The organism is Roseicella aerolata, assembly GCF_020523605.1.
Classification (GTDB): Bacteria; Pseudomonadota; Alphaproteobacteria; order Acetobacterales; family Acetobacteraceae; genus Paracraurococcus; species Paracraurococcus aerolatus.
Genome location: NZ_JAJAQI010000002.1, coordinates 129,757 through 154,122, shown reverse-complemented (window position 1 = coordinate 154,122; position 24,366 = coordinate 129,757). Strand labels below are relative to the sequence as shown.

At 72.2% G+C, this 24,366-nt stretch carries 21 protein-coding genes; 8 read left to right on the top strand and 13 right to left on the bottom strand.

The window, feature by feature from the left end; translation table 11 throughout:
* Positions 1–59: 59 nt before the first annotated feature.
* On the top strand, positions 60–995 hold the full coding sequence (gene puuE, locus LHA35_RS02015) for an allantoinase PuuE (protein ID WP_226603819.1): 936 nt from the start codon (positions 60–62) through the stop codon (positions 993–995).
* Positions 996–1,159: 164 nt separating this feature from the next.
* On the opposite strand, the gene LHA35_RS02010 is transcribed toward puuE, so the two are convergent.
* On the bottom strand, positions 1,160–2,242 hold the full coding sequence (locus tag LHA35_RS02010) for an LLM class flavin-dependent oxidoreductase (RefSeq protein WP_226603817.1): 1,083 nt from the start codon (positions 2,240–2,242) through the stop codon (positions 1,160–1,162).
* 159 nt (positions 2,243–2,401) lie between these two features.
* On the opposite strand from LHA35_RS02010, the gene LHA35_RS02005 reads away from it, so the two are divergent.
* Positions 2,402–2,776, top strand: coding sequence for a hypothetical protein (locus LHA35_RS02005; RefSeq protein ID WP_226603815.1), 375 nt, complete (start codon positions 2,402–2,404; stop codon positions 2,774–2,776).
* Between the two features lie 125 nt (positions 2,777–2,901).
* On the opposite strand, the gene LHA35_RS02000 is transcribed toward LHA35_RS02005, so the two are convergent.
* From LHA35_RS02000 to LHA35_RS01975, 6 genes are all read right to left on the bottom strand, one after another.
* Positions 2,902–3,669: a pyridoxine 5'-phosphate synthase gene (locus LHA35_RS02000; protein ID WP_226603813.1), complete on the bottom strand. Its 768-nt coding sequence runs from the start codon at positions 3,667–3,669 to the stop codon at positions 2,902–2,904.
* A complete protein-coding gene (gene pdxA / locus LHA35_RS01995; RefSeq protein ID WP_226603810.1) occupies positions 3,666–4,652 on the bottom strand; it encodes a 4-hydroxythreonine-4-phosphate dehydrogenase PdxA in 987 nt (328 codons plus the stop codon). Before pdxA ends, LHA35_RS02000 begins: the two co-directional genes overlap by 4 nt.
* 87 nt (positions 4,653–4,739) lie before the next feature.
* A complete protein-coding gene (locus LHA35_RS01990; RefSeq protein ID WP_226603807.1) occupies positions 4,740–5,405 on the bottom strand; it encodes a hypothetical protein in 666 nt (221 codons plus the stop codon).
* A gap of 127 nt (positions 5,406–5,532) precedes the next feature.
* Positions 5,533–6,786, bottom strand: a complete 1,254-nt coding sequence (locus tag LHA35_RS01985; protein ID WP_226603803.1) for a cytochrome P450 — start codon at positions 6,784–6,786, stop codon at positions 5,533–5,535.
* Between the two features lie 97 nt (positions 6,787–6,883).
* The gene (locus LHA35_RS01980; RefSeq protein ID WP_226603800.1) at positions 6,884–7,204 is read right to left on the bottom strand and encodes a 2Fe-2S iron-sulfur cluster-binding protein; all 321 of its coding nucleotides are present in this window, start codon (positions 7,202–7,204) and stop codon (positions 6,884–6,886) included.
* Between the two features lie 29 nt (positions 7,205–7,233).
* Positions 7,234–8,466, bottom strand: coding sequence for an NAD(P)/FAD-dependent oxidoreductase (locus LHA35_RS01975; protein ID WP_226603797.1), 1,233 nt, complete (start codon positions 8,464–8,466; stop codon positions 7,234–7,236).
* 389 nt (positions 8,467–8,855) lie between these two features.
* Between LHA35_RS01975 and LHA35_RS01970 the strand changes: the two genes are divergently transcribed.
* A complete protein-coding gene (locus LHA35_RS01970; RefSeq protein ID WP_226603794.1) occupies positions 8,856–9,176 on the top strand; it encodes a response regulator in 321 nt (106 codons plus the stop codon).
* Positions 9,177–9,268: 92 nt separating this feature from the next.
* The gene (locus LHA35_RS01965) at positions 9,269–11,206 is read left to right on the top strand and encodes a PAS domain-containing protein (RefSeq protein WP_226603791.1); all 1,938 of its coding nucleotides are present in this window, start codon (positions 9,269–9,271) and stop codon (positions 11,204–11,206) included.
* Here the strand turns inward: LHA35_RS01965 and LHA35_RS01960 are convergent, their stop codons facing one another.
* From LHA35_RS01960 to LHA35_RS01935, 6 genes are all read right to left on the bottom strand, one after another.
* The gene (locus tag LHA35_RS01960; RefSeq protein ID WP_226603790.1) at positions 11,207–12,220 is read right to left on the bottom strand and encodes an alpha/beta fold hydrolase; all 1,014 of its coding nucleotides are present in this window, start codon (positions 12,218–12,220) and stop codon (positions 11,207–11,209) included.
* A complete protein-coding gene (locus LHA35_RS01955) occupies positions 12,217–13,101 on the bottom strand; it encodes a fatty acid desaturase (RefSeq protein WP_226603789.1) in 885 nt (294 codons plus the stop codon). Before LHA35_RS01955 ends, LHA35_RS01960 begins: the two co-directional genes overlap by 4 nt.
* A 1-nt stretch (position 13,102) precedes the next feature.
* A complete protein-coding gene (gene allE, locus LHA35_RS01950) occupies positions 13,103–13,867 on the bottom strand; it encodes a (S)-ureidoglycine aminohydrolase (protein WP_226603788.1) in 765 nt (254 codons plus the stop codon).
* Between the two features lie 282 nt (positions 13,868–14,149).
* Complete coding sequence (locus LHA35_RS01945; RefSeq protein WP_226603787.1) at positions 14,150–15,544, bottom strand: amidase; 1,395 nt, start codon at positions 15,542–15,544, stop codon at positions 14,150–14,152.
* Positions 15,541–15,735: a hypothetical protein gene (locus LHA35_RS01940; RefSeq protein ID WP_226603786.1), complete on the bottom strand. Its 195-nt coding sequence runs from the start codon at positions 15,733–15,735 to the stop codon at positions 15,541–15,543. Before LHA35_RS01940 ends, LHA35_RS01945 begins: the two co-directional genes overlap by 4 nt.
* A 138-nt stretch (positions 15,736–15,873) precedes the next feature.
* Positions 15,874–17,643, bottom strand: coding sequence for a thiamine pyrophosphate-dependent enzyme (locus tag LHA35_RS01935; protein ID WP_226603783.1), 1,770 nt, complete (start codon positions 17,641–17,643; stop codon positions 15,874–15,876).
* Positions 17,644–17,819: 176 nt separating this feature from the next.
* On the opposite strand from LHA35_RS01935, the gene LHA35_RS01930 reads away from it, so the two are divergent.
* Genes LHA35_RS01930 through LHA35_RS01915 form a run of 4 tightly spaced genes read left to right on the top strand, consistent with a single transcriptional unit; the run spans position 17,820 to position 24,269 of the window.
* On the top strand, positions 17,820–18,518 hold the full coding sequence (locus LHA35_RS01930) for an isochorismatase family protein (protein ID WP_226603781.1): 699 nt from the start codon (positions 17,820–17,822) through the stop codon (positions 18,516–18,518).
* Complete coding sequence (locus tag LHA35_RS28925; RefSeq protein ID WP_226603780.1) at positions 18,515–19,507, top strand: asparaginase; 993 nt, start codon at positions 18,515–18,517, stop codon at positions 19,505–19,507. The genes LHA35_RS01930 and LHA35_RS28925 overlap by 4 nt, the downstream gene beginning before the upstream one ends.
* A gap of 26 nt (positions 19,508–19,533) precedes the next feature.
* The gene (locus tag LHA35_RS01920) at positions 19,534–20,757 is read left to right on the top strand and encodes a metallophosphoesterase family protein (RefSeq protein ID WP_226603779.1); all 1,224 of its coding nucleotides are present in this window, start codon (positions 19,534–19,536) and stop codon (positions 20,755–20,757) included.
* Positions 20,754–24,269: an ATP-binding protein gene (locus LHA35_RS01915; protein WP_226603778.1), complete on the top strand. Its 3,516-nt coding sequence runs from the start codon at positions 20,754–20,756 to the stop codon at positions 24,267–24,269. Before LHA35_RS01920 ends, LHA35_RS01915 begins: the two co-directional genes overlap by 4 nt.
* The last annotated feature ends 97 nt before the right edge of the window (positions 24,270–24,366 follow it).

Here is a 24,366-nt window from a genome sequence, read left to right as displayed (position 1 = left end):
CCGCGAGGGTGGCGCCCTTCTTCTTGCCGGGGTGCGGCCGCCGCGCGAGAATCACCGGCATGACCGACGCCCTGCACATCCTCGCCGCCGAGACCGAGCACCCCCGCGACTTCCTGGGCTACGGCCCCAATCCGCCCGATCCGCAATGGCCGGGTGGCGCGCGCCTCGCCCTTTCCTTCGTGCTGAACTACGAGGAGGGCGGGGAGAACACCGTCCTCAACGGCGACGCCCATAGCGAGCTCTACCTGCATGAGGTTCCGGGCGGCACGCCGCGGCAGGAGCGCGACCTCTCGACCGAGACGCAGTTCGACTACGGCGCCCGCGCCGGCGTCTGGCGCATCCTCCGCCTCTTCGCCGAACGCAACCTGCCGCTCACCATCTATGGCGTCGGTCGGGCGCTGGAATTGAACCCGACCGTCGCGCGCGCCTTCACGGAGGCCGGGCATGAGGTCGCCTCCCATGGCTGGCGCTGGATCGACTACCGGAATGTCCCGGAGGCGGTGGAGCGCGCCGAGATCGCCCGCTGCGTCGAGGTGATCGAGCGGACCACCGGCCGGAAGCCGGTCGGCTGGTATACCGGCCGTATCAGCCTGCGCACCCGCCGCTTGGTCGCGGAGCATGGCGGCTTCCTCTATGACAGCGACAGCTACGCCGACGACCTGCCCTATTACGTGCGGGCGGCGGGCAAGCCGCTGCTGGTCATCCCCTACACGCTCGACAACAACGACATGAAATTCGCGGTGCCGCCCGGCTTCACCGCGAATGACGGCTTCACCCGGCACCTGACCGACGCCTTCGACTTCCTGCGGCGGGAGGGGACGAGGACGCCGAAGATGATGTCGGTCGGGCTGCATTGCCGGCTGGCCGGGCGCCCGGCGCGCGCGGCGGCGCTGGAGCGCTTCCTCGACCATGTCTGCCGGCACCGGGATGTCTGGGTGTGCCGCCGGGCCGATATCGCGCGGCACTGGCTGGCGGTGCACCCGCCGCAAGCGTGACCCGCCTGCAGCGAAGTGCGTTCGAAATCGAACGGCAATCCGCTGCACCCCTGGCTTTGCCAGCGGATCCAAGCGCCCGGTCGCTCATGGCGTCCCGCGCTCTGCTCCGGCCGGGGCGGATCGCGGAGGGATGTGAATCTCCCTCCGCTGCCGCCGGGTGCGGGCTATGCCGCGCGCATCCGCCCGGCATTCCGCTCCAGCAGGATCGGCCGCACCCAGCGCGCGAAGCGCGTCGCCTCCTCGTCATGCAGGTAGCCCGAGAGGCAGAAGCTGTGGCAGCCGATATCGATGAAGCGCTGCAGCGCGGCGGCGCATTGCGCCGGGTCGCCCACCACCGCCACGCCCGCCCCCTGCCGCGCGCGCGCCAGGCCGGCCCAGAGATTCGGCGCAATCAACCCGCCCGTCTCGCGCAGCAGCGCCTGCACGCGCTGATTGGCGACCGAGCCGGCGATATTGGCCTGCACCGCGCGGCTGCGGTCCTCGCCGACGCCGCGCACCAGTTCCTCCGCCGCGGCCCAGGCTGCCTGCTCCGTCTCGCGGCAGATGATCTGCAGGCGCATGCCGAAGCCCAGGTGCTCCTCCCGCCCATGCGCCCGTGCCATGGCGCGGATCTCCGCCATCTGGAGCGCGATGGCATCCGGCCGGTCACCCCAGAACAGGTGCACATCGGCATGCGCGGCCGAGATCTCCCAGGCCTGGTGGGAGCCGCCGCCGAGGTAGAAGCGCGGATGCGGCTGCTGGATGGGCGGCGGGATGACGCGCGCGCCGCGGAGGGTGTGGAACCGCCCTTCCCAGTCGAGCGGACCCGTTGCGGTCCAGAGCGCCTTCATGATGGCGACCTCCTCTGCCATCAGGGCGTAGCGCTCCTCCTTGCCGTAGCGGATGCCGTCGGCGGCGTTTTCCGCCTCGGACTGGCCGGCGATGAGGTTCACCGCGATGCGCCCGCCCGTCAGCTGGTCGAAGGTCGTGACCATCTTCGCCAGCATTACCGGATTCACATAGCCCGGCCGGGCCGCGACCAGCATGCGGATGGAGGCGGAGCGGCCGGCCATGAAGGCGGTGGTGATCCAGGCCTCCCAGCAGGGGCCGGCCACAGGGACCAGCATGTATTCGAAGCCCGCCGCCTCGGCCGCCGCCACCACGCGGTCGAACATCGCCGTGCCGGCCGGCACCACCGCCGGGCCCTCGCCATAGCAGGTGGTGTCGCCATTGGTCGGCAGGTACCAGCCGAATTCGAGCGGGCGCATGGTCCCTCCGTCGCTCCCCAGGCGCACATCCTGCGCGGCGCTGCTTGGAAGCGCCAGCCGGCATGCGGTGTGCCCGCAGGCACATCGGGCACGACAGGCCGGCGGTAGGTCTCCGCCCGTCAACGCGGCCCGGATAGCCGCGACGGAGGAGACATCATGATGTCACGCAGCATGTGGTCCGCCCTGGCGCTGGCTGCCCTGATCGGCGCGGCGCAGGGGCAGGGTGCCGTCGCGCAGGAGATGCAGGTCCTGCAGGGTGGCGAGCATTTCGAGGTCCGCTGGAGCGGCGCCCCGCGGGACAATCTGGCGGGCGGCGGCTTCCGGCGGATGACCGGCGGTGGCCAGGACCGCAGCCTGGCCTATGAACCCGGCAGCAGCTTCGGCCACCCGGGCGAGGCCAAGCTTTCGGGCGGCGGCGCCGATATGACCATCACCCGCACCCGGCCGGAGCCGGCGGACGGCATGATGGCGCAGCGCGCCCCGGTCCAGATGCCGGAGATGGCCGAGGCATCGGACCCGCGGCGCCGGCGCTGACGGCGGATGCGGCCCGACAGGCGGTGCGGTGCCGGACCCGGCCGGGCATCGCTGCTGTCCCGCTAGAGCAGATCGCGGAGGGGCGTGAACGCCCCGCAGCGTGAATCTGCTCTAAAAACAGCGGTCTACAGCGGACTGACGTTCAGTCTTGAACGCAATCCGCTGTAGCCCCGTTCCGCCGCGATCAGCGCCTGGAATCGCCGGATGACGACCGGCAGGCCCTCGAAGACGCTCTGGCTGATCAGGAAGTGGCCGATGCTGACCTCGGACACCTCCGGCATGGCAGCGATCGGCCCGATTGTCTCGTAGCTCAGCCCATGGCCGGCATGGCAGTGCAGGCCGAGCGCGGCGGCGGCGGCCGCACCCGCCTTCAGCCGCTCGAGGACCGGCGGGCGGTCGGCGGGCGCGGCATCGGCATAGGTGCCGGTATGCAACTCAATCGCCTCCGCACCGATGCGGGCAGCCGCCTCGATCTGGCGCGGATCGGCCTCGATGAAGATCGAGACCTCGATGCCGGCGCCGGAAAGGCGCTGCACCGCCTCGGCCAGATAGGGGCCGGCGCTCAATACATCGAGCCCACCCTCCGTCGTCAGCTCCTGCCGCTTTTCCGGCACCAGGCAGCAGGCGGGCGGGCGGAGGCGGAGGGCGATGCCGACCATCTCCTCGGTCGCCGCCATCTCGAAATTCAGCCGGGTCTCGACCTCCGTCGCCACGCGTTCCAGATCCCGGTCGCGGACATGCCGGCGGTCCTCCCGCAGATGCATGGTGATGCCGTCGGCGCCGGCCGCCATGGCCATCTTCGCCGCCTCGACCGGGCAGGGGAAGCTGCCGCCGCGTGCGTTCCGCAGGGTGGCCACATGGTCGATGTTCACGGAAAGACGCATCGGGGTCATGCGGGCTTCGTCCTGCTGCGGTTGGCCGCGATCTCGGCGGCGAGGCGGATGGCGGCGATCAGGCTGCCGGGATCGGCCAGCCCCTTGCCGGCGATGTCGAGGGCGGTGCCGTGGTCCGGGCTGGTCCGGACGATGGAGAGGCCGAGCGTCACATTCACCCCGCCCGCCATGTCCAGCGTCTTGATCGGGATCAGCGCCTGGTCGTGATAGAGGCCGAGCGCGACGTCGTAGCCTGGCCTCGCCTTGGCCGTGAACATGGTGTCGGGCGGGATGGGACCGCGGGCGTCGATCCCCATGCGCCGCAATTCGGCGATGGCGGGGGCGACGATGTCTCGGTCCTCGGTGCCGAGCGTCCCATCCTCCCCGGCATGCGGGTTGAGGCCGGCGATCGCGATGCGCGGCGCGGCGATGCCGAAATCCTGCCTGAGGCCGGCCGCCGTCAGCCTTGCGGTCTCGATGATCAGATCCGGCGTCAACCGGGCGATGGCCTGCTTCAGCGGCTCATGAATCGTGACCGGCACCACGCGCAGCTCCGGGCAGGCGAGGAGCATGACCGGCGGGGTGCCGGTGCCGGCGATCTCGGCCAGGTATTCCGTATGGCCGGGATGGCTGAAGCCCGCGGCATACAGCGCGGATTTCTGGATGGGGTTGGTGACGATGCCGGCCGCCCGGCCCGCCCTGGCCAGCGCCACGGCCTCGTCGATGGCGGCGATGACGGCCGAGGCGTTGGCCGGGTCGATCCGGCCGGGGATGGCCGGGCGGGGGAGGGGCCGGTGCAGCACCGGCAGGGCCTGGGCGAAGACGGCGGGGGCCTCTTCCGGCGCCTCGATCCGCCGGACGGGTGCGCCCCGCAGCCGGTCCGCGTCGTCGATCAGGAGGAAGACCGGGCCGGTGGTGCGCAGCGCGTGCCACGCCTGCACGGCGATCTCGCCGCCGACGCCGGCGGGTTCGCCCATGGTGACCGCGAGGGGTGCCTGGCTCATGCCGGGGATGTAGCCCCGGTCTGGCCGAAGGCAAACTTACAGAAGCGGATGGGGGCGCGGGGGAATACCTTCCCCCGCATTCTTTTCTCAGTTCGTGGCGAAGCAGTAGAACAGCCCCGCCCCGCCTGTGCTCCGCAGCGCCTCCATCCCGCAGCCGCGCGTGGGGTGGGAGGTGTTCCAGGACTTCGAGGGGGCGTCGTCGCGCAGCCCGATCCGGTCGCTGTGCCCGACCATGGCCGAGCCCTCCCCGCCGCTGGTCCAGTTGCGGCAGGTGCGGTCCTCGGCGCCGGCGAAGGCGGTGCCGTCCACCTGGGAGCCGGTGAGGATGTCATGGTTGTTCGGCGTGTCGCCGCGGCCGCTCACCACCTCGCCGCGCTCGGTCAGCGCCGTCTGCTTCGTCAGGTTGGCCGCCTCGCCATGCAGTTCGGCGAGGTCGCGGGCGATGACCTCGCCGCGGGCATTGCGCCAGGGGCCGGCGCCGATGCGGTCGCGGGCGTTCACTGCATTCGCGCCCTGGGTGCTGAGATAGGCCCGCCAGCTGCGGTTGCCGGCGCCGACGGCGGCGGCAAGGGCCCCACAATGCGCATCGGCGCCGGCCAGGCCGCCGAGATCGCCGCCGCGGCCGGGATTGGCGCTGGTGACGAAGAAGGTCATCGATGCGTCCGCCCTCTGGGCCGCCGATTGCTGCGCGGCGGCCGGGCCGGGCGTCAGGGCGGCGAGGCCCAGCAGGAGCAGCACCTTCGGAATGGTCATCCGGTTTCCTCCCTTTTGCCTGCCGGCAGCGCTTGCCTGCTGGAGTGAAGCAAAACATGGGTCAGATGGTGGACAACATCCTCGCCAGCACTGCCCGTTTCCGCTAACCCGCGCGCAGCCCGGACAACTAGGCGGGTATCCGCACCGGCAATTCCGTGATCCCGTGCACGAAGGACGAGAACACCCGCTTCGGTTCGCCCACCACCTCAATCGCTGGGAAGCGTCGCAGGATCTCCTCCCACAGGATCTTCAGCTGCATCTCCGCAAGGCGGTTGCCGACGCAGCGATGCACCCCGAAGCCGAAGGAAAGGTGCTGGCGCGGCCGCTTGCGGTCGATGATGAAGCGCTCCGGCTCCTCGATCGCCTCCTCATCGCGATTGCCGGAGATGTACCACATGACCACCTTGTCGCCGGCGCGGATCCGCTGCCCGCCCAGCTCGAAATCCGCAACCGCCGTGCGCCGCATATGCGCAAGCGGCGTCTGGTAGCGGATGATCTCCGGCACCATGCTCTCGATCAGGCCGGGGTTCGCCCGCAGCTTGGCATGTTCGCCGGGATTCTGGTGCAGGAAGAGCAACCCGCCGCTGATGGAATTGCGCGTGGTGTCGTTGCCGCCGACGATCAGGAGGATGAGGTTGCCGAGGAATTCCCGCGGGGTCATGTTCCGCGTCGCCTCGCCATGCGCCAGCATGGAGACCAGGTCGGGCCGCGGCTCGGCATTCACCCGCTCGTTCCAGAGATTGGTGAAATAGGCGAGGCATTCGGCGAAGACCGCCTCCCGCTTCTCCTCCGAGTCGATGAAGCCGCCGGCTTCCGGCACCGCGGTCGCGCAGTCCGACCAGAAGCTCAGCTTGCGCCGGTCCTCGAAGGGAAAATCGAACAGCGTCGCCAGCATCTGCACGGTCAGTTCGATGGAGACATGCTCCACCCAATTGAAGGTTTCGCCGCGCGGAAGCCCGTCCAGGATGCGACAGACCCGCGCTCGGATGATGCCTTCCAGCTTCGCCAGATTGCCCGGCGCGACGATGGGCTGGACCACCTTGCGCTGCTCGTCATGCCGCGGCGGGTCCATGGCGATGAACATGGGCAGCCGGAGGTCCTTCGGCCGGTCGCGAATGGTGATGCCGCCATAGCCGCTGTCGGAGGAGAACACCTTGTGGTTCACCTCGACCGTCATGATATCCTTGTACCTGGTGACCGACCAATAGGGGCCGAAGAGCGGGCTGGTGGTGCTGTAATGCACCGGCGCGTCGCGCCGCAGCCGCGCGAAATAGGGCCACATGGTGTGGTTCTGGAAGCGCGCGGGATGGCTGGGGTCGAGCTGATCGAGCGGCGTGGTCCAGGCGTCGGAGTCCGGATTGTGGCTCACGGGGGCGTTCATGGCCTTGTCTCCTCCGGGGATGGGTCGGATCGTCTGGCTTGTCGTTCGGACGAGCAGATCACGCCGCTTGAGTGGATCCGTCCGGCCGTCCTCAGCTCTAGTGCTGCGCCTCGGGCAGCCGGACGACGAGGCCGTCCAGCGCCGCGCTCATGGTGATCTGGCAGGAGAGGCGGGAGTTCGGCTGCGCGGTCGCGGCGAAGCTCAGCATGCTGGCCTCCTGCTCATCAGGCGTGCCGGTCTTCGCCAGCCAGGGTTCCTCGACATAGACATGGCAGGTGGCGCAGGCGCATTCGCCGCCGCAATCGGCATCGATGCCAGGCACGCCATTGTCCACGGCGCCGCGCATGACGGAGAGGCCCTCCTCCAACTCGATCCGGTGCTCGGTCCCGTTATGCTCGATATAGGTGACGTGCGGCATGGACGCTTCCCTGGTTCTGTTGGAGATGATCAGGCGGCGAGATCCTTGAGCGGCTGCGCCGGGTCGCGCAGCAGGGCGCGCGGCACGCGGGCCTGCTTCGCCACCAGCATCCGTCCGGCCATGAAATCGGCCGGGGCGTTCACCGCCTCCACCGCCAGCACGCGGTCCTCCGCATCCAGGTGGAACACCGCGAAGCCGGGCCCGTCCGGGTCGCCACGCAGCACGGTCTCATGGGCATCGAAGGCCAGGCCCGCCATCTGCAGGCGCAGGTCGAACTGGTCGGACCAGAACCACGGCACCTCGGGCGGGGGCGGCGGGCGGCCGCAGATATCGGCGGCGGCCTGCTTCGCCTGCTCAATGGCGTTCGGCACGCTCTCCAGGCGGCCGCTGCGGCCATAGAGCGGCAGCGGCCGCTGCGTGCAGTCGCCGATGGCGGAGATCGCCGGGTCGCTGCTCCGCGCCGCCAGATCGACCAGGATTCCATGGGCGCAATCCAGCCCCGCCTCCTGCGCCAGTTCGATGTTCGGTGCCGCTCCGATGCCGATCAGCACCGTGTCGCAGGGAAGTCGCGTTCCGTCCTGCAACCGCACGGCGCAGGCCGCGCCCGCCTCGCCCTCGATCGCTGCGACCTGGGCGCCGGTCAGGATTGCGACGCCGTGCTTCCGGTGCTGCCCTTCGAGGAAGGCGGACAGCACGGTACCTGCGACGCGGGCCAGTACCCGCGCCTCGCGCTCGATCACCACCACCTCGGCGCCGAGCGCGCGGGCAGAGGCCGCGACCTCCAGCCCGATATAGCCGCCGCCGATGACCGCCAGCCGCCGGCCGGGTCCGAGCGCCGCCTGCAGCGCATCCGCATCCGCCGTGCCGCGCAGGGCCAGCACGCCGCGCAACCCGCTTCCCGGCAGCGGCAGGGTGCGCGGGCGCGCACCGAGCGCGAGGATAAGCCTGTCGTAGTCCAGCACCGCGCCATCCGAGAGGGTGACCTGCCGGGCCGCGCGGTCGAGCGCCGTCACGCGCGTGCCAAGCCGCAATTCGATACGGTGCTGGGCGTAGAAGCGGGCCGGGCGCAAGGCCAGGCTCTCGGCCGTTGCCTCGCCCTTCAGCCAGGCTTTCGAGAGGGGCGGGCGCTGATAGGGCGCATCCGGCTCCTCGCCGACCAGGGTGATGCCGCCCTTCCAACCATATTGGCGCAGGAAGGCCGCGGCCGAGCCGCCGGCATGGCCGGCCCCGGCAATGACGATGCGCGGCTGGTCCTGGCTCACGTGGACGGTGCCTCTCCTTGGTTGCGCGAAGCAGACACTGAAGGTGACGCTGGCGTCAAGAATCGCCCCGGGCTACGGCATTCTGCGATGGGCGAGGCTGCGCTGCCGCCATGGGCCGGCGCCATTCCGGGCCAGCACCGTCCGCGGGTCGTCGGCCGCCACGGCATCCTGGACAGGCTGCCTGCCATGCAGGCGGTCCGGCCCGCTGCGGATGGCGCAAAGGGCAGGATGGTTCCAGGACCAGACTGACAGCTTGGTCACGTTCGGCGGCTTTGGCCGAATTCCGGCGAACGCGCTCGCGCTTGCGGCGTTTCCCTGGGAACCCGATTGGATCTGCAACAAGGCGAGCGATGCGGCGACGGCGTGTACTGATTGTCGAGGACGACCCCATGGTCGCCCTCGATCTTGAGGCGATTGTGAGTGGTGCGGCGGATGCCGAAGTGGCAGTAGCGAACTCCGTGACGGAGGCGCGCCGGGCCCTGGGCTCGGCGGCCTTTGATGCCGCTTTTCTCGACATCGACGTGCTGGACGGCAAGACCTTCGAGGTGGCGCGGTTGCTCGCCGAACGCGGCACGCCTTTCGCCTTCGTCTCCGGCGCGCGGCAGGAGGATGTGCCGCCGCCGCTGCGCGAGGTGCCCTTCCTGCCCAAACCCTATGACCCGCAGGATATCGAGCGAACGTTCCTGGCCAGGCTGGCGGGGCGGGGGTGAGAGTGGATGCGGTGGCTGGAGCCCGGGATGATCCCGGCCCAGGCAGAGCCGGCCCGGGAGTTGGCCAGACGGCCGGAAGGAAAGACGATACCATGATGCCTGCCGGCTTCGAGCCAGGGCAGACGCGCGACAGACCGGCGAACTGGGATGAGCAGGCGCGGCTTGCCGCGCTGGAGGACTACGCCATCCTGGATACGCCGCCGGAGCGCGCCTTCGACGAGGTGGTGCGGCTGGCCGCGCAGATCTGCGACGCACCGATCGCCGTGGTGAACCTGGTGGCCGGGAACCGGCAATTCTTCAAGGCGGAGATCGGGCTTGGCGTGCGGCAGACGCCGCTGGACGTTTCGATCTGCGTCCACGCCATCCTGCGCCGTGGCCTTTTCGTCGTGCCGGACACCACCCGTGACCCGCGCTTCGTCGGCAACCCACTGGTCACCGGCTCACCGAATCTGCGCTTCTACGCCGGCGCCCTGCTGGAGACGGAGGAGGGCCTGCCGCTCGGCACGCTCTGCGTGCTGGACCATGTGCCGCGGCCGGAAGGGCTGACGGCGCAGCAGGGCTTCGCGCTGCAGGTGCTGGCGCGCCAGGTGATGTCGCAGCTCGAGCTGCGCCGTGCGCTGAAGGCGCGGGACGAGGACGCGGCGCGGCTCGCCGAGAGCGAGCGGCAGTTCCGCATCCTGGCCGACACCATGCCGCAGATGGTCTGGGCAACGCAGCCGGACGGCTTCCACGATTACTACAACCGCCGCTGGTACGAGTTCACCGGCGTGCCGGCCGGCTCGACCGACGGGGAAGGCTGGAACGGCGTGTTCCACCCGGAGGACCAGGAGCGCGCCTGGGCCCGCTGGCGGCACTCGCTGGCGACCGGCGAGCCCTATGAGATTGAGTACCGGCTGCGGCGTGCCGATGGCGTTTATCGCTGGACGCTGGGCCGTGCCCTGCCGGTGCGGGACCAGCAGGGGCGTATCATCCGCTGGTTCGGCACCTGCACCGATATCGAGGAGCAGAAGCAGACCGAGGAAAGGCTGCGGATCAGCGAGGAGCGGCTGCGCCTGGCCCTGAGTGCTGCCCAGATGGTGGGAACCTGGGTCTGGGACGTGCCGGCCAACCGCATCACCGCCGATCCGGGCTATGCGCGCCTCTTCTCCGTCACGCCCGAGGCGGTTGCGGAGGGCCTGCCGATCGAGACCATGCTGCCCTCGATCCATCCGGAGGACCTGCCGGCGACCGAGGCGGCGATCGCCAGCGCGCTGGCCGGTGAGCAGGAGGGCGTCTTCGAGGCGGAGTATCGCGTGGTGCTGCGCGACGGCGGCATCCGCTGGGTTGCCGCCCGCGGCCGCTGCGAGCATGACGCCGCCGGCCAGCCGACCCGCTTTCCCGGTGTGGTCGTGGACGTGACCGAGCGTAAGCTGGCGGAAGAGGGGAAGGAGCTGCTGGCGCGGGAACTCTCGCACCGCATCAAGAACATCTTCACCGTGGTGGGCGGCATGGTGTCCGTCTCGGCCATGGGGGCGACGGCGGAAGTGCGGAACTTCGCCGGCGTGCTGCGGCGCCGGCTCAACGCCCTGGCGGCGGCGCATGAATATGTCCGCCCGCACAGCCCGGAATCGCGGCCGGTCGAGATCGAGACGACGCTGCATGGGCTGATCGGCAAGCTGCTGGCGCCCTATGAGGCGGGGGCGGAGCGCGTGCGCCTGCTCGGCGATGATGCCCCGATCGGCGTCAAGGCCGCGACCTCCCTGGCGCTGATCCTGCACGAGCTGGCGACCAATGCGGCGAAATATGGCGCGCTGACCTCCTCCGAAGGCTGCGTGACCATCGCCGGTGAGCGGCATGACACCAATTTCGTGCTGACCTGGCAGGAGCGGGGCGGGCCGCCGGTGGAAGGGCCGCCGACGCGCCGCGGCTTCGGGACGGTATTGGCGGAGCGTGGCGCCATCACCCAGCTCGGCGGCAGCATCCTGCATGACTGGGCGCCCGAGGGTCTGACGCTCCGGCTGGATGTGCCGCTGGAACGGCTGGTGCACTGATCAGCCGGCGAGGAACTCCCGCACCGCGGCCTTGATGAAGGCCGCATCCGCCGGGTTCGGCTGCGGGTTGCCGGCGCGATGGCCCCAGATGCTGGGGATCGGCAACAGTGTGCCGTGCTTCAGGTGCGGCAGTTCGGCCGCATTATCCGCCACGCGGAAATAGAGATCCGTCTCGCCCGGCATCAGCAGCACGCGCGCCTCGATCGCGCCCAGCGCCCTGGCCAGGTCGCCGCCGTAGCGCGGATGGTCGCTGATGTCGCCGGCATCCCAGGTGCGGAGCTGCGCCAGCAGGTCGGCCGCGGCACGGCGGGCGAAGCGCTGCTCCCAGTCCCGCACCAGGAAGGACTCGAGGTCCGGCGCGCCGAGGGCCGAGAGGTGCAGCCCCGCACGGTAGAAATCCTGGGACAGCGCCCAGCCGGCATAGATGCGGCCGAAGGCGCGCAGCGCGCGCCCGGGCTGGGCGGAGAACAGTGCCCTGCCATCATAGTCGGGCGCCGCCTCCAGCACCGCCATCAGCCCGGCGAGGAAGACGCGGTTGTGCACCGCGGTGCGCGCGCTGCCGCAATTGACGACGATGCGCGCGACCTCCGCGGGATGGGCGGCTGCCCAGTGATAGGCCTGCTGCGCGCCCATGGACCAGCCATAGACGCAGTGCAGGTGCCCGATCCTGAAGACCTCCTGCAGCAGCCGCCGCTGCGCCGCGACATTGTCCCAGGCCGTCACCAGCGCCGGCCAGGGCGCGGTGTTGGAGGGCGAGGAGGACAGGCCGTTGGTGAACATGTTGGGGATGACGATGAACCAGCGGGTGGGGTCCAGGATCCCTTCCGGCCCGATCAGCCACTCCAGGTCGGGATGCTGCGCCCCGTAGCTGGTAGGGTAGAGCACCACATTGTCCCGCGCGGGGGAGAGCGTGCCATGCGCCTTCCAGACCAGCCTTGCATCCGGCAGCACGCCACCCTTGTGCAGCGGCAGGTCGCCGAGGGCGAAGACGCCCTCCTGCTGCGGCCAGCTCATGCGCGCAGGCTCCGCACATAGTCGGCATGGAAGCGGGCATAGCCCGGCTGCAGATGCGCGAGCTTCTCCTTCAGCAGCCCATGCGCATCGGCCAGGCGGTGGAAGGGGATAAAGGGATAGAGGTGGTGCTCCGCGTGGTAGGGCATGTTCCACATCAGCAGCCGCAGCACCGGCGAGGTCAGCACGGTGCGGGTATTGGTCAGCCCGTTGCGGTCGGTGGAGCAGCCGGTGTGCTCCGCCAGCAGGTAGAGCCGCATCAGGGGCTGCGCCATGAGCTGCGGCAGGATCCAGAACAGGAAGGGCGCCTGCCAGCCGAAGAGCGTGGCCGCGAGCAGCGCGCCGCCGGCCAGCACCGCGACCTCCGCCCGGATGCTCCGGATGACGCGGGGCGCCTGAGCCTCCCCGATATAGGGATAGGTGGAGAGGTCGCCGCGCAGCCCGTCCCGCAGCACCGTCAGGCGGAAGCGCCAGTAGGGGATGGAGAGTACGCGGAACGCATAGCCGTCCAGGGTGGTGGGCGGCGGTGTCGCCAGCTCCGGGTCGCGTTCCGGGTCCTGGGTGAAGCGGTGATGCGCCGTGTGGTAGAGTTGGTAGAAATGCCAGTTGTAGAGCGCCGGCAGGCCGGCGAGCCAGCCGACCACGGCATTCGCCCGCCGGCTGGCGAAGGCGGTGTAGTGGCTGGTCTCGTGGAAGGGCGCGAAGAGCGCCACCTGCACGATGCCCAGCAGCAGCATGGCCGGCACCACCCACCAGCCCGGGGCGAGCGCCACCAGCGCGCCGGCGCCGAGCAGCAGCGCCGCGTGGATCGCCAACTGGCGCCAGCCCTCGGCATCGCTGCGGCTGGCAAAGATCCTCATCTCGGCGGCGGATGGTGCCTGCATGTCAGAGCTCCACGTCCCGGTTGACATCCTTGTAGAGGAGATAGGCCGCGCCCTCCCAGCCCGTGCAGTAGAACTGCTGCGGCACGAAACTGCCCATCCAGACGAAGTCGCCGGCCCAGAGCTCGTGCCAGTCACGGTCCAGCAATTGCAGCCCCTGGCCTTCCAGCATGACCAGGCCATGCTCGAAGATATGGGTCTCGACACAGTGGAAATGCGTGCCGGGCGCGAAGCCCATCACGTTCATCTCAAAATCCATGGTCATGTCGGCGGTGCCGAGCAGGTATTGCCGCCAGCGCCCGCTGTCATCCACGGTGGTGCGCGGCGTCGCGTCGCGGCTGCCGAAGCGCAGGCCCGGCCGGCCGAAGCCCGGGGCGGGGACGTAGCGCCGCTTGATCCAGACGGCGCTGACCGTCTCGGACCCGTTGTTGACGAAGCCGAAGCCGGTGCCGGCCGGGATATAGGCGAAGCCGCCGGGCGCCAGGCTCTCCGTGCCGCCGGCCGTCACGGTCAGGGTGCCCGACAGGATGTAGAGGAAATGCTCCAGCCCGTCCTCCCGCGTCCCGCTGGTGCCGCCGCCCGGCAGCACCTCCAGCCGTCCCTGAGCGAAGCGGGCGCCCATCCGCGGCGTCGCCTGATAGAAGACCTGGGCCTCCCTGAGGCCGGGCAGGAGGCTCGGGAACATGCCGTCCGGCGGCAGGATCGCGTAGTTGCGGGCGAACAGGCTGCGGTTGTGGCCGATGACGCCGGGCGGAACGAAGGCGGGCATGGACTAGGGGACTCCGAACTGGAAAAGGCTCGCCGGTTCCTTGGTGAAGGGGCGGTCGCGCCGCAACCGGCCGGCCATCCTTTCCACGTATGGCGCGGTGGCGCAAAGCCGTTCGGATGGTCGCCCGGCCGGGGGGGCGCCCGCCGCGGCGGGCGAGCGGGGTGGTGGCTTCCTGCTCTGCCACCGGGATGCCGGCCGGCGCGCTCCGGCGCCTGGGCGCTGCGGCGGCGCCAGGGCGCGGCGCCCCGGTCCCGGCGGCCGGCGGAACGCGGCGCGCCTCGCTCATGCCTGCGCCTCGGGCGGGCGGAGGGTGTGCCACTCCGTCGCCTGCTCGAAGGCATGGCCGATGCGCAGCACCATGGCTTCCTCGAAGCTGCGGCCGACGACCTGCAGCGAGAGGGGCATGCCGTTCGCCGCGAAGCCGGCGGGGAGGCAGAGCGCGGGGTGGCCGGTGACGTTGAAGGCCGCCGTGATCGGCTGCTGGCGCCGCCAGGGATTGTCGTCCGCCTCCGCCGCGAGCGGCGCCGGCCCGTGCGCCGGGGCGCAGAGGATGGCGTCCAGCCCGGCGAAGAGCGCGTCCACCTCCTGCGTCAGCCGCCGCCGCAGGCGCTGCGCCTGGACATAGTGCGGGCCGGTGACGAAGGCGCCGAGGGTCAGCCTCTCCCGCAGGGTTCGGCCATAGAGGTCCGGCCGGGTCCGCAGGTCCTGCTGGTGCACGGCGAAGCTCTCGGCATGCAGGATGGTCCAGCAGGCGGCCTCGAAGCGGCGGAGGGCGGGGAGCGGGACCTCCACCACCTCGGCGCCCAGCCTCGCCAGCACCTCGGCTGCCGCGTCCATGGCCGCCATCTGCTCGGCGCCCACCGCGGCCTCCACGGCGTAGCCGCGGGCATGGCCGATGCGCAGGTCCCGCACGCCCTCCCGCAGCCTGGCCGTGTAGTCCTCCACCGGCTGGTCGGCGGAGCCGGGGTCGCGCGGGTCGAATCCGGCCAGGGCCTGCATGGCCAGCGCGCAATCCTCCACCGTGCGCGTCAACGGCCCGGTATGGTCCAACCCAAAGGAGAGCGGCACCACCCCGCGCCGGCTGAGCCGACCATAGGTCGGCTTCAGGCCCACCACGCCGCAGAAGGCGGCGGGGATGCGGATGGAGCCGCCGGTGTCCGACCCCATGGCGAGCGCGACCATGCCGGACGCCACCGCCGCGCCCGAGCCGGAACTCGACCCGCCGGCGAAGCAGGCGGGGTTCCAGGGATTCTTCGCGCGCGGGAAGGGCAGGTCGTCGTTCACGCCGCCGCGGGCGAATTCATGCGTCGCCAGCTTGCCCAGCAGCACCATGCCGGCCGCCTCCAGCCGCTCGGTCGCGTCCGAATCCGCCTGCGCCACATTGTCCAGCAGCAGGCGGGAATGCGCCGTCGTGCGGATGCCCGCGACGTCGTAGATGTCCTTCAGCGCATAGGGGATGCCGTGCAGCGGCCCGCGCCGGCGGCCTTCCCGGATCTCCGCCTCGGCCGCGGCGGCGGCGGCGCGCGCCCGGTCCGCGGTCAGGGTGATGAAGGCGTTCAGCCGCGGCTCGAGCGCGGCGATGCGGGCGAGCGCCTGCTCGGTCAGCGCGACGGGGGAGAGGGTGCCGGCGGCGATGGCGGCCGAAGCCTCGGCGAGGCTGGGGATGGGCGCGCTCACCGGGACGGGCTCCGCGCCGGGTGCAGGGCGGCGGCCGGCTCGTCCTCATAAGGGGTCGGCTCGTCCAGCACGGCGGCCATGGCGCGGTAGGACCGGTAGGCCTCCAGCATGATGGCATAGCGGTCCTCCGGGATCGCGATCCCGGCGACGCGCAGCGCCGACTGGAAATCCAGCTCCATCTCGTCCGGCATGCCTCTCCTTCCCCCCAAAAGGCGCGCGTAAGCATCGGGGCCGATGGCCCCGCCGCGCGAGTCTGGCATGCTCCCGAATGGTGTTGCGGCGCAGAAGGCCACGCGCCGCCGCGGGGGTCAACCGGCGGCAGGCCGGTTTCAGGCCTTCTGGTCGCCCATCATGCTGCGGGCGGGCTCGCGTTGCAGCGCCTCCCGGATCGCCGCCGCATCCCGGGTGCCCGCCTCCAGCGCCTGGCGCAGATGCGCCGCATAGCTCTCGGAGACGACGGCCGGCAGCAGCGGCTCATTCGGATCGACGATGGCCTGGATGATAGCCGGCCCCTCCGTCGCCAGCGCCTGGTCCAGCACCGGGCCGGCCTGGCCCGGTTCCTCGATGGTGAAGCCGCGCCCGCCCATGGCCTCGGCCGCCCGGGCGAAGTCGATCGTCGGCACCTCGCAGCCGAATTCCGGATTGCCGAGGAAGAGCAGCTGCTCCCACTTGATCTGGCCGAGCGAGCCGTTGCGCAGCACCAGCAGCTTCAGCGGCAGGCGCATGGCGACGGCGGTGGCGAACTCGCCAAGCTGCATGGCCAGCCCGCCATCGCCGATCACGCCGAAGATCGGCCGCCCGGGGAAGGCGCAGCCGGCCGCGACCGCATAGGGGATGGCGCAGGCCATGGTGGCGAGCAGGCCGGAGACGCCGAAATCATGCCCCGGCTGCAGGCGGATATGGCGCGCGACCAGCCCGGTATGGTGGCCGCTATCGGCCACCACCACGGCATCGGGCGGCAGGCGGGCGCCGAGCGCCGCGACCGGCACCGAGGGGTTCATCGGCATCCGCTCGCTGGTCTCGGCGGCGCGGAGCGTCTCGTACCAGCGGCGCGTCTCGGCCTGCGCCATCTCCAGGAAGGCGCGGTCCGGCTTCTTCCGGAGCTGCGCGTTCAGCGCCTCCAGCGCCGCGCGCGCATCGCCGGCCAGCCCCGCCTCCACGGGCTGGCGCAGGCCGATGCGCTGCGTGTCGCGGTCGATCTGCACCACCCGCGCCTGGCCGGGCTTCGGGTAGTATTCCACATAGGGGAAGGTGGACCCCACGATCAGCAGCGCATCGCATTGCGCCATGGCCGCATGCGTGCCGAAGGTGCCGTAATAGCCGATGCCGCCGGTGGTGTAGGGGTGGTCGTCCGGCAGCACCGCCTTGCCGAGCAGCGCCTTGGCCACCGGCGCGCCCAGAAGCTGCGCCGTCTGCTCCAGCTCCGCCCACGCGCCCAGCGCGCCGCGGCCGGCGAGGATGGCGACGCGCTGCGCGCCGTTCAGGATCTCGGCGGCCCGGCGCACCGAATCGGGATCCGGCAGCAACAGCCCGTCCTGCCAGCGCTGCGCCGTCTCCTGCGCCTTGCCGCGGGGCGAGGGCGTGTCCTCCTCCTCCGTCTCCTCCTGCACATCGACCGTGAGCCCGAGATGCGCGACGCCGCGGCGGGCGAGCGCCGAGCGGCAGGCGAGGCTCGTCACCGTCTCGGCATGCCGCGCGCCCATGATCCGGGCGTTGTAGACCGCGACATCGGCGAAGACGCGGTCCAACGGCACGTCCTGCTGGGTGAAGGTCTCGGCGATGTCGTGATAGGGCAGGCCGGTCAGCGCCACCACCGGCGCCAGGTCGAGCTTCGCGTCATAGAGCCCGTTCAGCAGGTGCAGCCCGCCCGGGCCGGTGGTGGCGAAGCAGCAGCCGATCCGCCCGGTCCATTTGGCGTAGGCGGCGGCCATCAGGGCGGCGCTTTCCTCGTGCCGGACCGGGACGAAGCGGATGCGGTCCTGGCGGGTCCTGAGCGCCTCCACCACGCCATTGATCCCGTCCCCGGCCAGGCCGAAGATGGTGTCCACGCCCCAGGCGTGCAGCGTGTCCAGGACGATCTCGCTGGCGTTGCGCGGCATGCTGCATCCCCTTGCTGTCCCCGGGCCAACGCCGGTGAACCGTGGCGGATGCCGCGGCGGCCCGGAACGTCCCGGCTTGCCGGCGGGGCCGGGCTGGCCCTAGCTTGCGCCACCGGCCGCCAGAGCCGGGCCGAGGATCGCCGCGCCGGCCCGCATCCCTGCCGAAAGGGCCCCGCATGCACCCCTTCACGCTCCCCGAGAGCATCCAGGCCCGCGTCGCCGCGCGCTGCGGCACGCCGCACCCCTTCGCGCGGCTCGATCCCAGGCGCACCGCGCTGGTGGTGGTGGACCTGCAGAACGGCTTCATGCGCGAGGACGTGGCGCATGCCTGGTGCCCGATGGCGGAGCGCATCGTCCCCCACGTCAACCGGCTGGCGGATGCGCTGCGCAAGGCCGGCGGCGCGGTCTTCTGGATCCAGAACACCTTCGACGCCCGCTGCGAGACCGAATGGTCCATCATGCAGGAGATGGTGACGCCCGAGGCCCGCGCCCGCCGCGCCGCGGCGATGAGCGAGGGGACGGTCGGCAACCAGCTCTGGCCCGGCCTCGATGTCCGGATCGGCGACGAGGTGGTGCGGAAGTACCGCTACAGCGCCTTCATCCAGGGCGGCTCGGACCTGCCGGAGCGGCTGCGCGCCCGCGGCCTCGACACGGTGCTGATCACCGGCACGGTGACGAATGTCTGCTGCGAGAGCAGCGCGCGCGACGCGATGATGCTGAACTTCAGGACGGTGATGGTGAGCGACGGCTGCGCCGCGGTGACGGATGCCGAGCACGCCGCGAGCCTCATCGCCTTCTACCTGCAATTCGGCGACGTGCTGACGGTGGATGAGTGCATCGCCGGCTTCGCCACGGAAGAGAAGGACGCAGCGTGAAGAAAGTCGCCTTCATCGGGACCGGCGGGACGATCTCCTCGATCGGCAGGGGCCCGCTGGACTATGTGAATTACGGCGCCAACGGCGTGATGCTGCAGGCCGGTGGCATCCTGGACCGCTTCCCGGAGGTGCAGGAGGTCGCCGAGGTCTTCGCGGTGCCCTACCGCAACGTGCCCTCGCCGCAGATCGGCTGGACGGCCTGGAAGGAGCTGGTTCTGCTCTGCGACCGGGTGGTGGCGGAGACGCCGGGCCTCGCCGGCATCGTCATCGGCCATGGCACCGCCTCGCTGGAGGAGACGGCGTATTTCCTCTCCCTCACGCTGAAGGTGCCGGTGCCCGTGGTGGTGGTCGGCTCGCAGCGCCCGGCCTCCTCGCTCTCGACCGATGCCGGGCTGAACCTGGTGAACGCGGTGCGGGTCGCGGCGAGCGAGGAGGCGCGCGGCCTCGGCGCGCTGGTGCTGCTGAACGACGAGATCCAGGCGGCGCGGGAGGTGACCAAGACCTCCACCGGCCGGATGCAGACCTTCCGCAGCCCGGATTTCGGCGTGCTGGGCCATGCGGATGGCGACCGGATCGCCTGGTATCGCCGCCCCTTGCGGAAGCTGGCGCCGGATACCGAGTTCGACATTCGCGGCCTGGACGCCCTGCCGCGGGTGGACATCGCCTACAGCCATGCCGATGCCGACGGTACGGCGGTGCGGGCCTTCCTGGCGGCCGGCGCCCAGGGCATCGTCGCCGCCGGCTTCGCCCCGGGCTTCGTCACGCCGGGCGATGCCGTGGCGCTGGCCGAGGCGCGGGAGAGGGGCGTCATCGTCCTGCAATCCACCCGCGCCGGCAGCGGCCGGGTCTTCCCGACCACCAAGCTGGCCGAGATGGGCTTCATCCCGGCGGACAACCTGAACCCGCAGAAGGCCCGCATCCTGCTGGCTTTGGCCTTGACCGTGACGAAGGACCCGGGGGAGATAGAGCGGATCTTCGCAACCTACTGAGACTCGGGAAGGATGTCGCCCGCCGCATGAAATTCCTCCATGCCGCCGACATCCACCTCGACAGCCCCCTGGCGGGGCTGTCCGTCCGGGCGGACCTGCCGCCGGAGCTGGTCCGGGACGTCACCCGCCGGGCCTTCGCCGCGATGGTGGACCTGGCGATCGCCGAGGACGTGGCCTTCGTCGTCATCGCCGGCGACCTCTATGACGGCGACTGGAAGGACTTCTCGACCGGGCTGTTCTTCAACGAGCAGATGAAGCGGCTCGGCCGGCCCTGCTTCCTGCTGCGCGGCAACCATGATGCCAGGTCGGTCATCACCCGCTCCCTGAAGCCGGCAGGGAATGTCCGCGAATTCTCCTCCCGCACCTGCGAGACGATCGAGCTGCCGGAGCTCGGCATCGCGCTGCACGGCCATTCCTTCCCGAACCGGGCGGTGCCGGAGGATCTCTCCGCCTGCTACAAGGACCCGGTCCACGGTGCCCTGAATATCGGCGTGCTCCATACCTCGGCCGAGGATGCAGGCGAGCACGAGACCTATGCCCCCTGCCAGGTCGGCGCCCTGCAGCTCAAGGGCTATGGCTACTGGGCGCTCGGCCACATCCATGCCCGGCGGGTGCTCTGCGAGCGGCCCTGGGTGGTCTTCCCCGGCAACCTGCAGGGGCGGCACCCGAAGGAGACGGGCGCCAAGGGCTGCAGCATCGTCCATGTCCAGGACCGGGAGGTGGTGGCGGTGGAGCACCGTGCCGTCGATGTCCTCCGCTGGGCGGCGCTGGAGGTGGATGCCGAGGCCGGCGACATCCTGACGGTGCAGGACAGGCTCTCGGCGGCGGCGCAGGCTGCGGTGTCCGGGGCCGAGGACCGGCCGGTGCTGGCCCGCGTCACGCTCCGCGGCGCGACGCCGCTGCATGGCGTGCTGCTGGGCGATGCCGACCAGCTCGCCGCCGAATGCCGCAATGCCGCGCTCGCCGCCGGCGGCACGCTCTGGGTGGAATCGGTCAAGCTCCGCACCCGGCCCGCCCGGGGCGGCGAGGACGGCGCGCTGCGGCCCCTGCGCGAGGCCTTCTCTGCGGCGCTCGAGGAGCCCGCGCGGGTCGCGCGGCTGCTGCAGGAATTCGACGCGCTGCGGCGCAAGCTCCCCTCCCAGGCGCAGGAGGTGCTGGACCTGCCGGCGGACGAGGCGGCGCTGCGGAGCCTGGCCGAGGATGCCTGGACCGAGGTCGCCCGCGCCCTGGCGGAGGCCGAGGCGCCATGAGGCTGCTGCGCCTCGACCTCCTGCGCTACGGGCACCTGACGGACGTCTCGCTGGAATTCCCGCGCGAGGCCGCGCTGCATGTGGTCCTCGGCCCGAACGAGGCCGGCAAGTCCACGGCGCTGGAGGCGATCGGCGACGCCCTCTTCGGCTTCCCGCATCAGACCGGGCGGGACTTCCTGCACGCGGCCAAGGACCTCCGCATCGGCTTCACCCTGGCCGACCGCGCGGGCACCGCGGCCAGCTTCCAGCGCCGCAAGGGCCGCCAGGGCACCCTGCTGAACGAGGAGGACCGGCCGGTGCCGGAGGAGGCGCTGCGGCGCTTCCTCGGCGGCGCCGACCGGGACGTGTTCGAGCGCTCCTTCGGCCTCGATGGCGAGCGGCTGCGCGAGGGCGGGCGCGACCTGCTGAAGAGCGGCGGCGAGAGCGGCGAGAGCCTGCTCGCCGGCCTCGGCGTGATGCATCTGCACAGGGCGCTGGCGAAGCTGGACGAGGAGGCCAAGGCGCTGGTCGGCGACGGCCGCGGGCGCCGGCAGTTCAGCATCGCCATGGACGCCTTCAAGCAGGCCCGCGACGCCGCCGCGGAGGCCGCGGTGCGCCCGGCCGAGTGGCAGGCGGCGGAGGACCGCCTCGCCGCCATCCGGTCGGACCTCGCCGAGGCGCAGCGGGAGATGGCGGCGCTGGCGCAGGAAGCCAGCCGGCTGCAGCGCATCCGCCGGGTGAAGCCGCGCCTCGCGGAACTCGACCGGGCGCGGGAGCAGTTCGCCCTGCTGGCCGATGCGCCGCGCTTGCCGGCAGAGGCTCGCGCCCTGCTGGACCGCGCCCTGGAGGCCCGCCGCGCCGCCGCCCAGGATGCGGCGCGGGAGGCGGAGGCGGTGCGCCGCCTCTCGGAGGAGCTGGCGGCGCTGCCGCGCGACACGGCGGTGCTGGCCCTCCAGGACCGCATCGACACGCTGGCCGAGCGCCGCGCCGTGGTGCTGCAGGCGGAGCGGGATCTGCCGGAGCTGCGCGCCCGCCTCGACCGGCACCACGCCATGGCGGCCGAGGCGGCACGCGCGCTGGGCCTGGACGGCCCGGCCGAGGCGCTGCGCGAGCGGCTGCCGCCCGAGTCGCTCCGCCGGCGGGCGCAGCGGCTGCTCACCGACCGCGCCCGGCTGGTCGCCCAGCGGGAGGCGGCGGCGCAGGCGCTGGCCGCCGCGCAGCGCGCCCGCGAGGCGGCGGCCCAGGCGCTGCGCGCCGCGCCCGAGCCGCCCTCGCCGGCGCCGCTGCGCCAGGCGATCCAGGCGGCGCAGCGGGAGGGGCGCCTTGACCGGGAACTGGAGGCGGCCGAGCGCCGCCTCGCCACGGCGGCGGCGGAGGCGACGGCCGCGCTCGCCGCCCTGCCGCTCTGGTCCGGCGATGCCGCGGCACTCGCCGCCTGCCGGGTGCCGCTGGCCGCCGAGGCGGAGGCGGCGGCGCGGCGCCTGGCCGAGGCGGAGCAGGCCGCCGGCAAGGCGCGGGACGACCTCGCCCTGGTCGCTGCCGAGATCGCCCGGCTGCAGGAGGAGCTGGCCGATCTCGCCGCCGGCGAGACGGTGCCGACCCGCGCCGCGATCGAGGTGGCGCGGCGGGAGCGCGACCGCGCCTGGCGCCTGCTGCGCCGCATGCTGGAGGGCGGCGCCGCGCCCGCGCCGGAGGAGCGCGCGGGCCTGCCCGCGGCCCCGCTGCCCGAGGGCTTCGAGGCGCTGCGCGACGCCGCCGACCGCCTGGCCGACCGCCGGGCGGAGGAGGCGCAGCGCGTCGCCGACTGGATTCTGCGGACCGACCGGTTGGAGCGCGCCCGCCGGCGCCATGCGGAGGCCGAGGCGGCGCTCACCGCTGCCGAGGCCATCGCTGCCACGGCACTGGCCGCCTGGCGCGCCCTTTGGGCCCCGGCCGGGCTCGAGCCGCGCGCGCCCGAAATCATGAAGGAATGGCGCGCGGCGCGGGCCGAGGTGCTGCGGCTGGCCGCCGAGGAACGCCAGGCGCGCGAGGCCTGCGACGAGCTGGCCGCGCGGCGCGCGGCGGCGCGGGAGCCGCTGGCGGCGCTGCTGCCGGGCGGCCCGGCCGGCCCGGCGCTGGCCCCGCTGCTCGGCGCCGCCGAACTCGCCTGCAAGGCGGCCGAGGAGGCCTTCGCCGGGCACCGCATGCTGCTGGACCGGCTGGCGACGGAGGAGGCGCGGCTGCCGGTGCTGCGCAACCAGGCCGAGGCCGCCGCCCATGCCCTAGCCGAGGCCGATGCCGGCTGGGATGCCGCCGCGGCGGCGCTCGGCCTGGCGCCCGGTGCGCCGGCCGATGCGGTGGAAGCCGCGCTGCTCGCCTGGGGCCGGGTCGCCGAGGCGGCCGAGGCCTGGCGGGAGGACGAGCGCCGCATCGCCGGGCTGCAGCAGGCGGTGGAGGGTTTCGCGGCGGCGGTGGCGGAGCTGCTCGCCCGGCTGCCGGGGGCGGCGGGTGGCGAGCCGCCGGCGGTGCTCGCCCTCGGCCTCGCCCGCCGCCTGGCCGAGGCGCGCAAGGCCGGCGACGCGGCCGAGGCGCTCGCCCGCCGCCTCGGGCAGCACCGCGAGGCCGTCGCCGCGGCGGAGCAGCGCCGCCTCGCCGCCGAGGCCCAGATCGCCGCCCTACGTGAGGCGGCCGGCGCCGCGGATGAGGCGGCGCTGGATGAGGCGATCGCCCTTGCCGCCCGGCGCGACCGGCTGGCCGAGGAGGCCACGGCGCTGGAGCGGCTGCTGGCCGAGCAGTCGGACGGGCTGCCGGAGGCCGCGCTGCGGCAGGAGGCCGCGGCGGTTGAGGTGGATGCCGCGACCGCCCGCCTCGCCGAGATCGAGGCCCGGCGCGCCGCGCTGGCCGAGCGGCTGGGCCTTCTGGGCGGCGAGCGCAATGCGGCCGAGCAGGCCCTGCGCGCCATGGAGAAGGGCCGCGATGCCGCCGCCCATGCCCAGGCGGCCGAGCAGGCGCTGGCCGAGGCGCGCGCGGCGGCCGAGCGCTATGCCCGGCTGCACACCGCCCGCAGCCTGCTCCGCGCCGGCATCGAGCGCTTCCGTGCGGAGCGCCAGACGCCGCTGCTGCGCGATGCCGGGGCGCATTTCGCCCTGCTGACCGGCGGCCGCTACGCCAGGCTTGCGGCGGAGGAGGACGAGAAGGGCCGCGTCCTGCTGAAGGCGGTGCGCGCGGACGGCACCGATTGCGCCGTGGAGGCCCTGAGCGAGGGCACGCGGGACCAGCTCTATCTGGCGCTGCGCATCGCCTCGGTCGAGAGCTACGCGGCGCATGCCGAGCCGCTGCCCTTCATCGCCGACGACCTGCTGGTGCAATTCGACGATGCCCGCGCCGCCGCTGCCATCGCGCTGCTGGCAGGGCTTGGGCGGGTGACACAGCCGATCCTCTTCACCCACCACGACCATCTGGCCGAGCTCGCCGCCCGGCAGCCTGGCGTGCATGTGCAGGTCCTGCCCGGCTTCGCGGCCGCGGCGCCGTCCGAGGCGCGGTCTGCGGCCTGATACTGGCCGCATGACGTCCCGACCTGCGGTCCGCGGAGCGGGCCGAGCGCGCGACTGCGCGCCGCGGCCAATGCCGCGAAGCCAAGGCCCGGAGGGC

Excerpts from the sequence above, each read along its gene's own strand:
- pdxA (WP_226603810.1), bottom strand. The coding sequence starts at position 4,652 with ATGAGCCAGGCACCCCTCGCGGTCACCATGGGCGAACCCGCCGGCGTC.
- LHA35_RS01985 (WP_226603803.1), bottom strand. The coding sequence starts at position 6,786 with ATGAACGCCCCCGTGAGCCACAATCCGGACTCCGACGCCTGGACCACG.
- LHA35_RS02000 (WP_226603813.1), bottom strand. The coding sequence starts at position 3,669 with ATGACCCCGATGCGTCTTTCCGTGAACATCGACCATGTGGCCACCCTG.
- puuE (WP_226603819.1), top strand. The coding sequence starts at position 60 with ATGACCGACGCCCTGCACATCCTCGCCGCCGAGACCGAGCACCCCCGC.
- LHA35_RS01915 (WP_226603778.1), top strand. The coding sequence starts at position 20,754 with ATGAGGCTGCTGCGCCTCGACCTCCTGCGCTACGGGCACCTGACGGAC.
- LHA35_RS01955 (WP_226603789.1), bottom strand. The coding sequence starts at position 13,101 with ATGCAGGCACCATCCGCCGCCGAGATGAGGATCTTTGCCAGCCGCAGC.
- LHA35_RS01970 (WP_226603794.1), top strand. The coding sequence starts at position 8,856 with ATGGTCGCCCTCGATCTTGAGGCGATTGTGAGTGGTGCGGCGGATGCC.
- LHA35_RS01935 (WP_226603783.1), bottom strand. The coding sequence starts at position 17,643 with ATGCCGCGCAACGCCAGCGAGATCGTCCTGGACACGCTGCACGCCTGG.
- LHA35_RS02010 (WP_226603817.1), bottom strand. The coding sequence starts at position 2,242 with ATGCGCCCGCTCGAATTCGGCTGGTACCTGCCGACCAATGGCGACACC.
- allE (WP_226603788.1), bottom strand. The coding sequence starts at position 13,867 with ATGCCCGCCTTCGTTCCGCCCGGCGTCATCGGCCACAACCGCAGCCTG.
- LHA35_RS01940 (WP_226603786.1), bottom strand. The coding sequence starts at position 15,735 with ATGCCGGACGAGATGGAGCTGGATTTCCAGTCGGCGCTGCGCGTCGCC.
- LHA35_RS01965 (WP_226603791.1), top strand. The coding sequence starts at position 9,269 with ATGATGCCTGCCGGCTTCGAGCCAGGGCAGACGCGCGACAGACCGGCG.
- LHA35_RS01920 (WP_226603779.1), top strand. The coding sequence starts at position 19,534 with ATGAAATTCCTCCATGCCGCCGACATCCACCTCGACAGCCCCCTGGCG.
- LHA35_RS01930 (WP_226603781.1), top strand. The coding sequence starts at position 17,820 with ATGCACCCCTTCACGCTCCCCGAGAGCATCCAGGCCCGCGTCGCCGCG.
- LHA35_RS01960 (WP_226603790.1), bottom strand. The coding sequence starts at position 12,220 with ATGAGCTGGCCGCAGCAGGAGGGCGTCTTCGCCCTCGGCGACCTGCCG.
- LHA35_RS01980 (WP_226603800.1), bottom strand. The coding sequence starts at position 7,204 with ATGCCGCACGTCACCTATATCGAGCATAACGGGACCGAGCACCGGATC.
- LHA35_RS01990 (WP_226603807.1), bottom strand. The coding sequence starts at position 5,405 with ATGACCATTCCGAAGGTGCTGCTCCTGCTGGGCCTCGCCGCCCTGACG.
- LHA35_RS02005 (WP_226603815.1), top strand. The coding sequence starts at position 2,402 with ATGTCACGCAGCATGTGGTCCGCCCTGGCGCTGGCTGCCCTGATCGGC.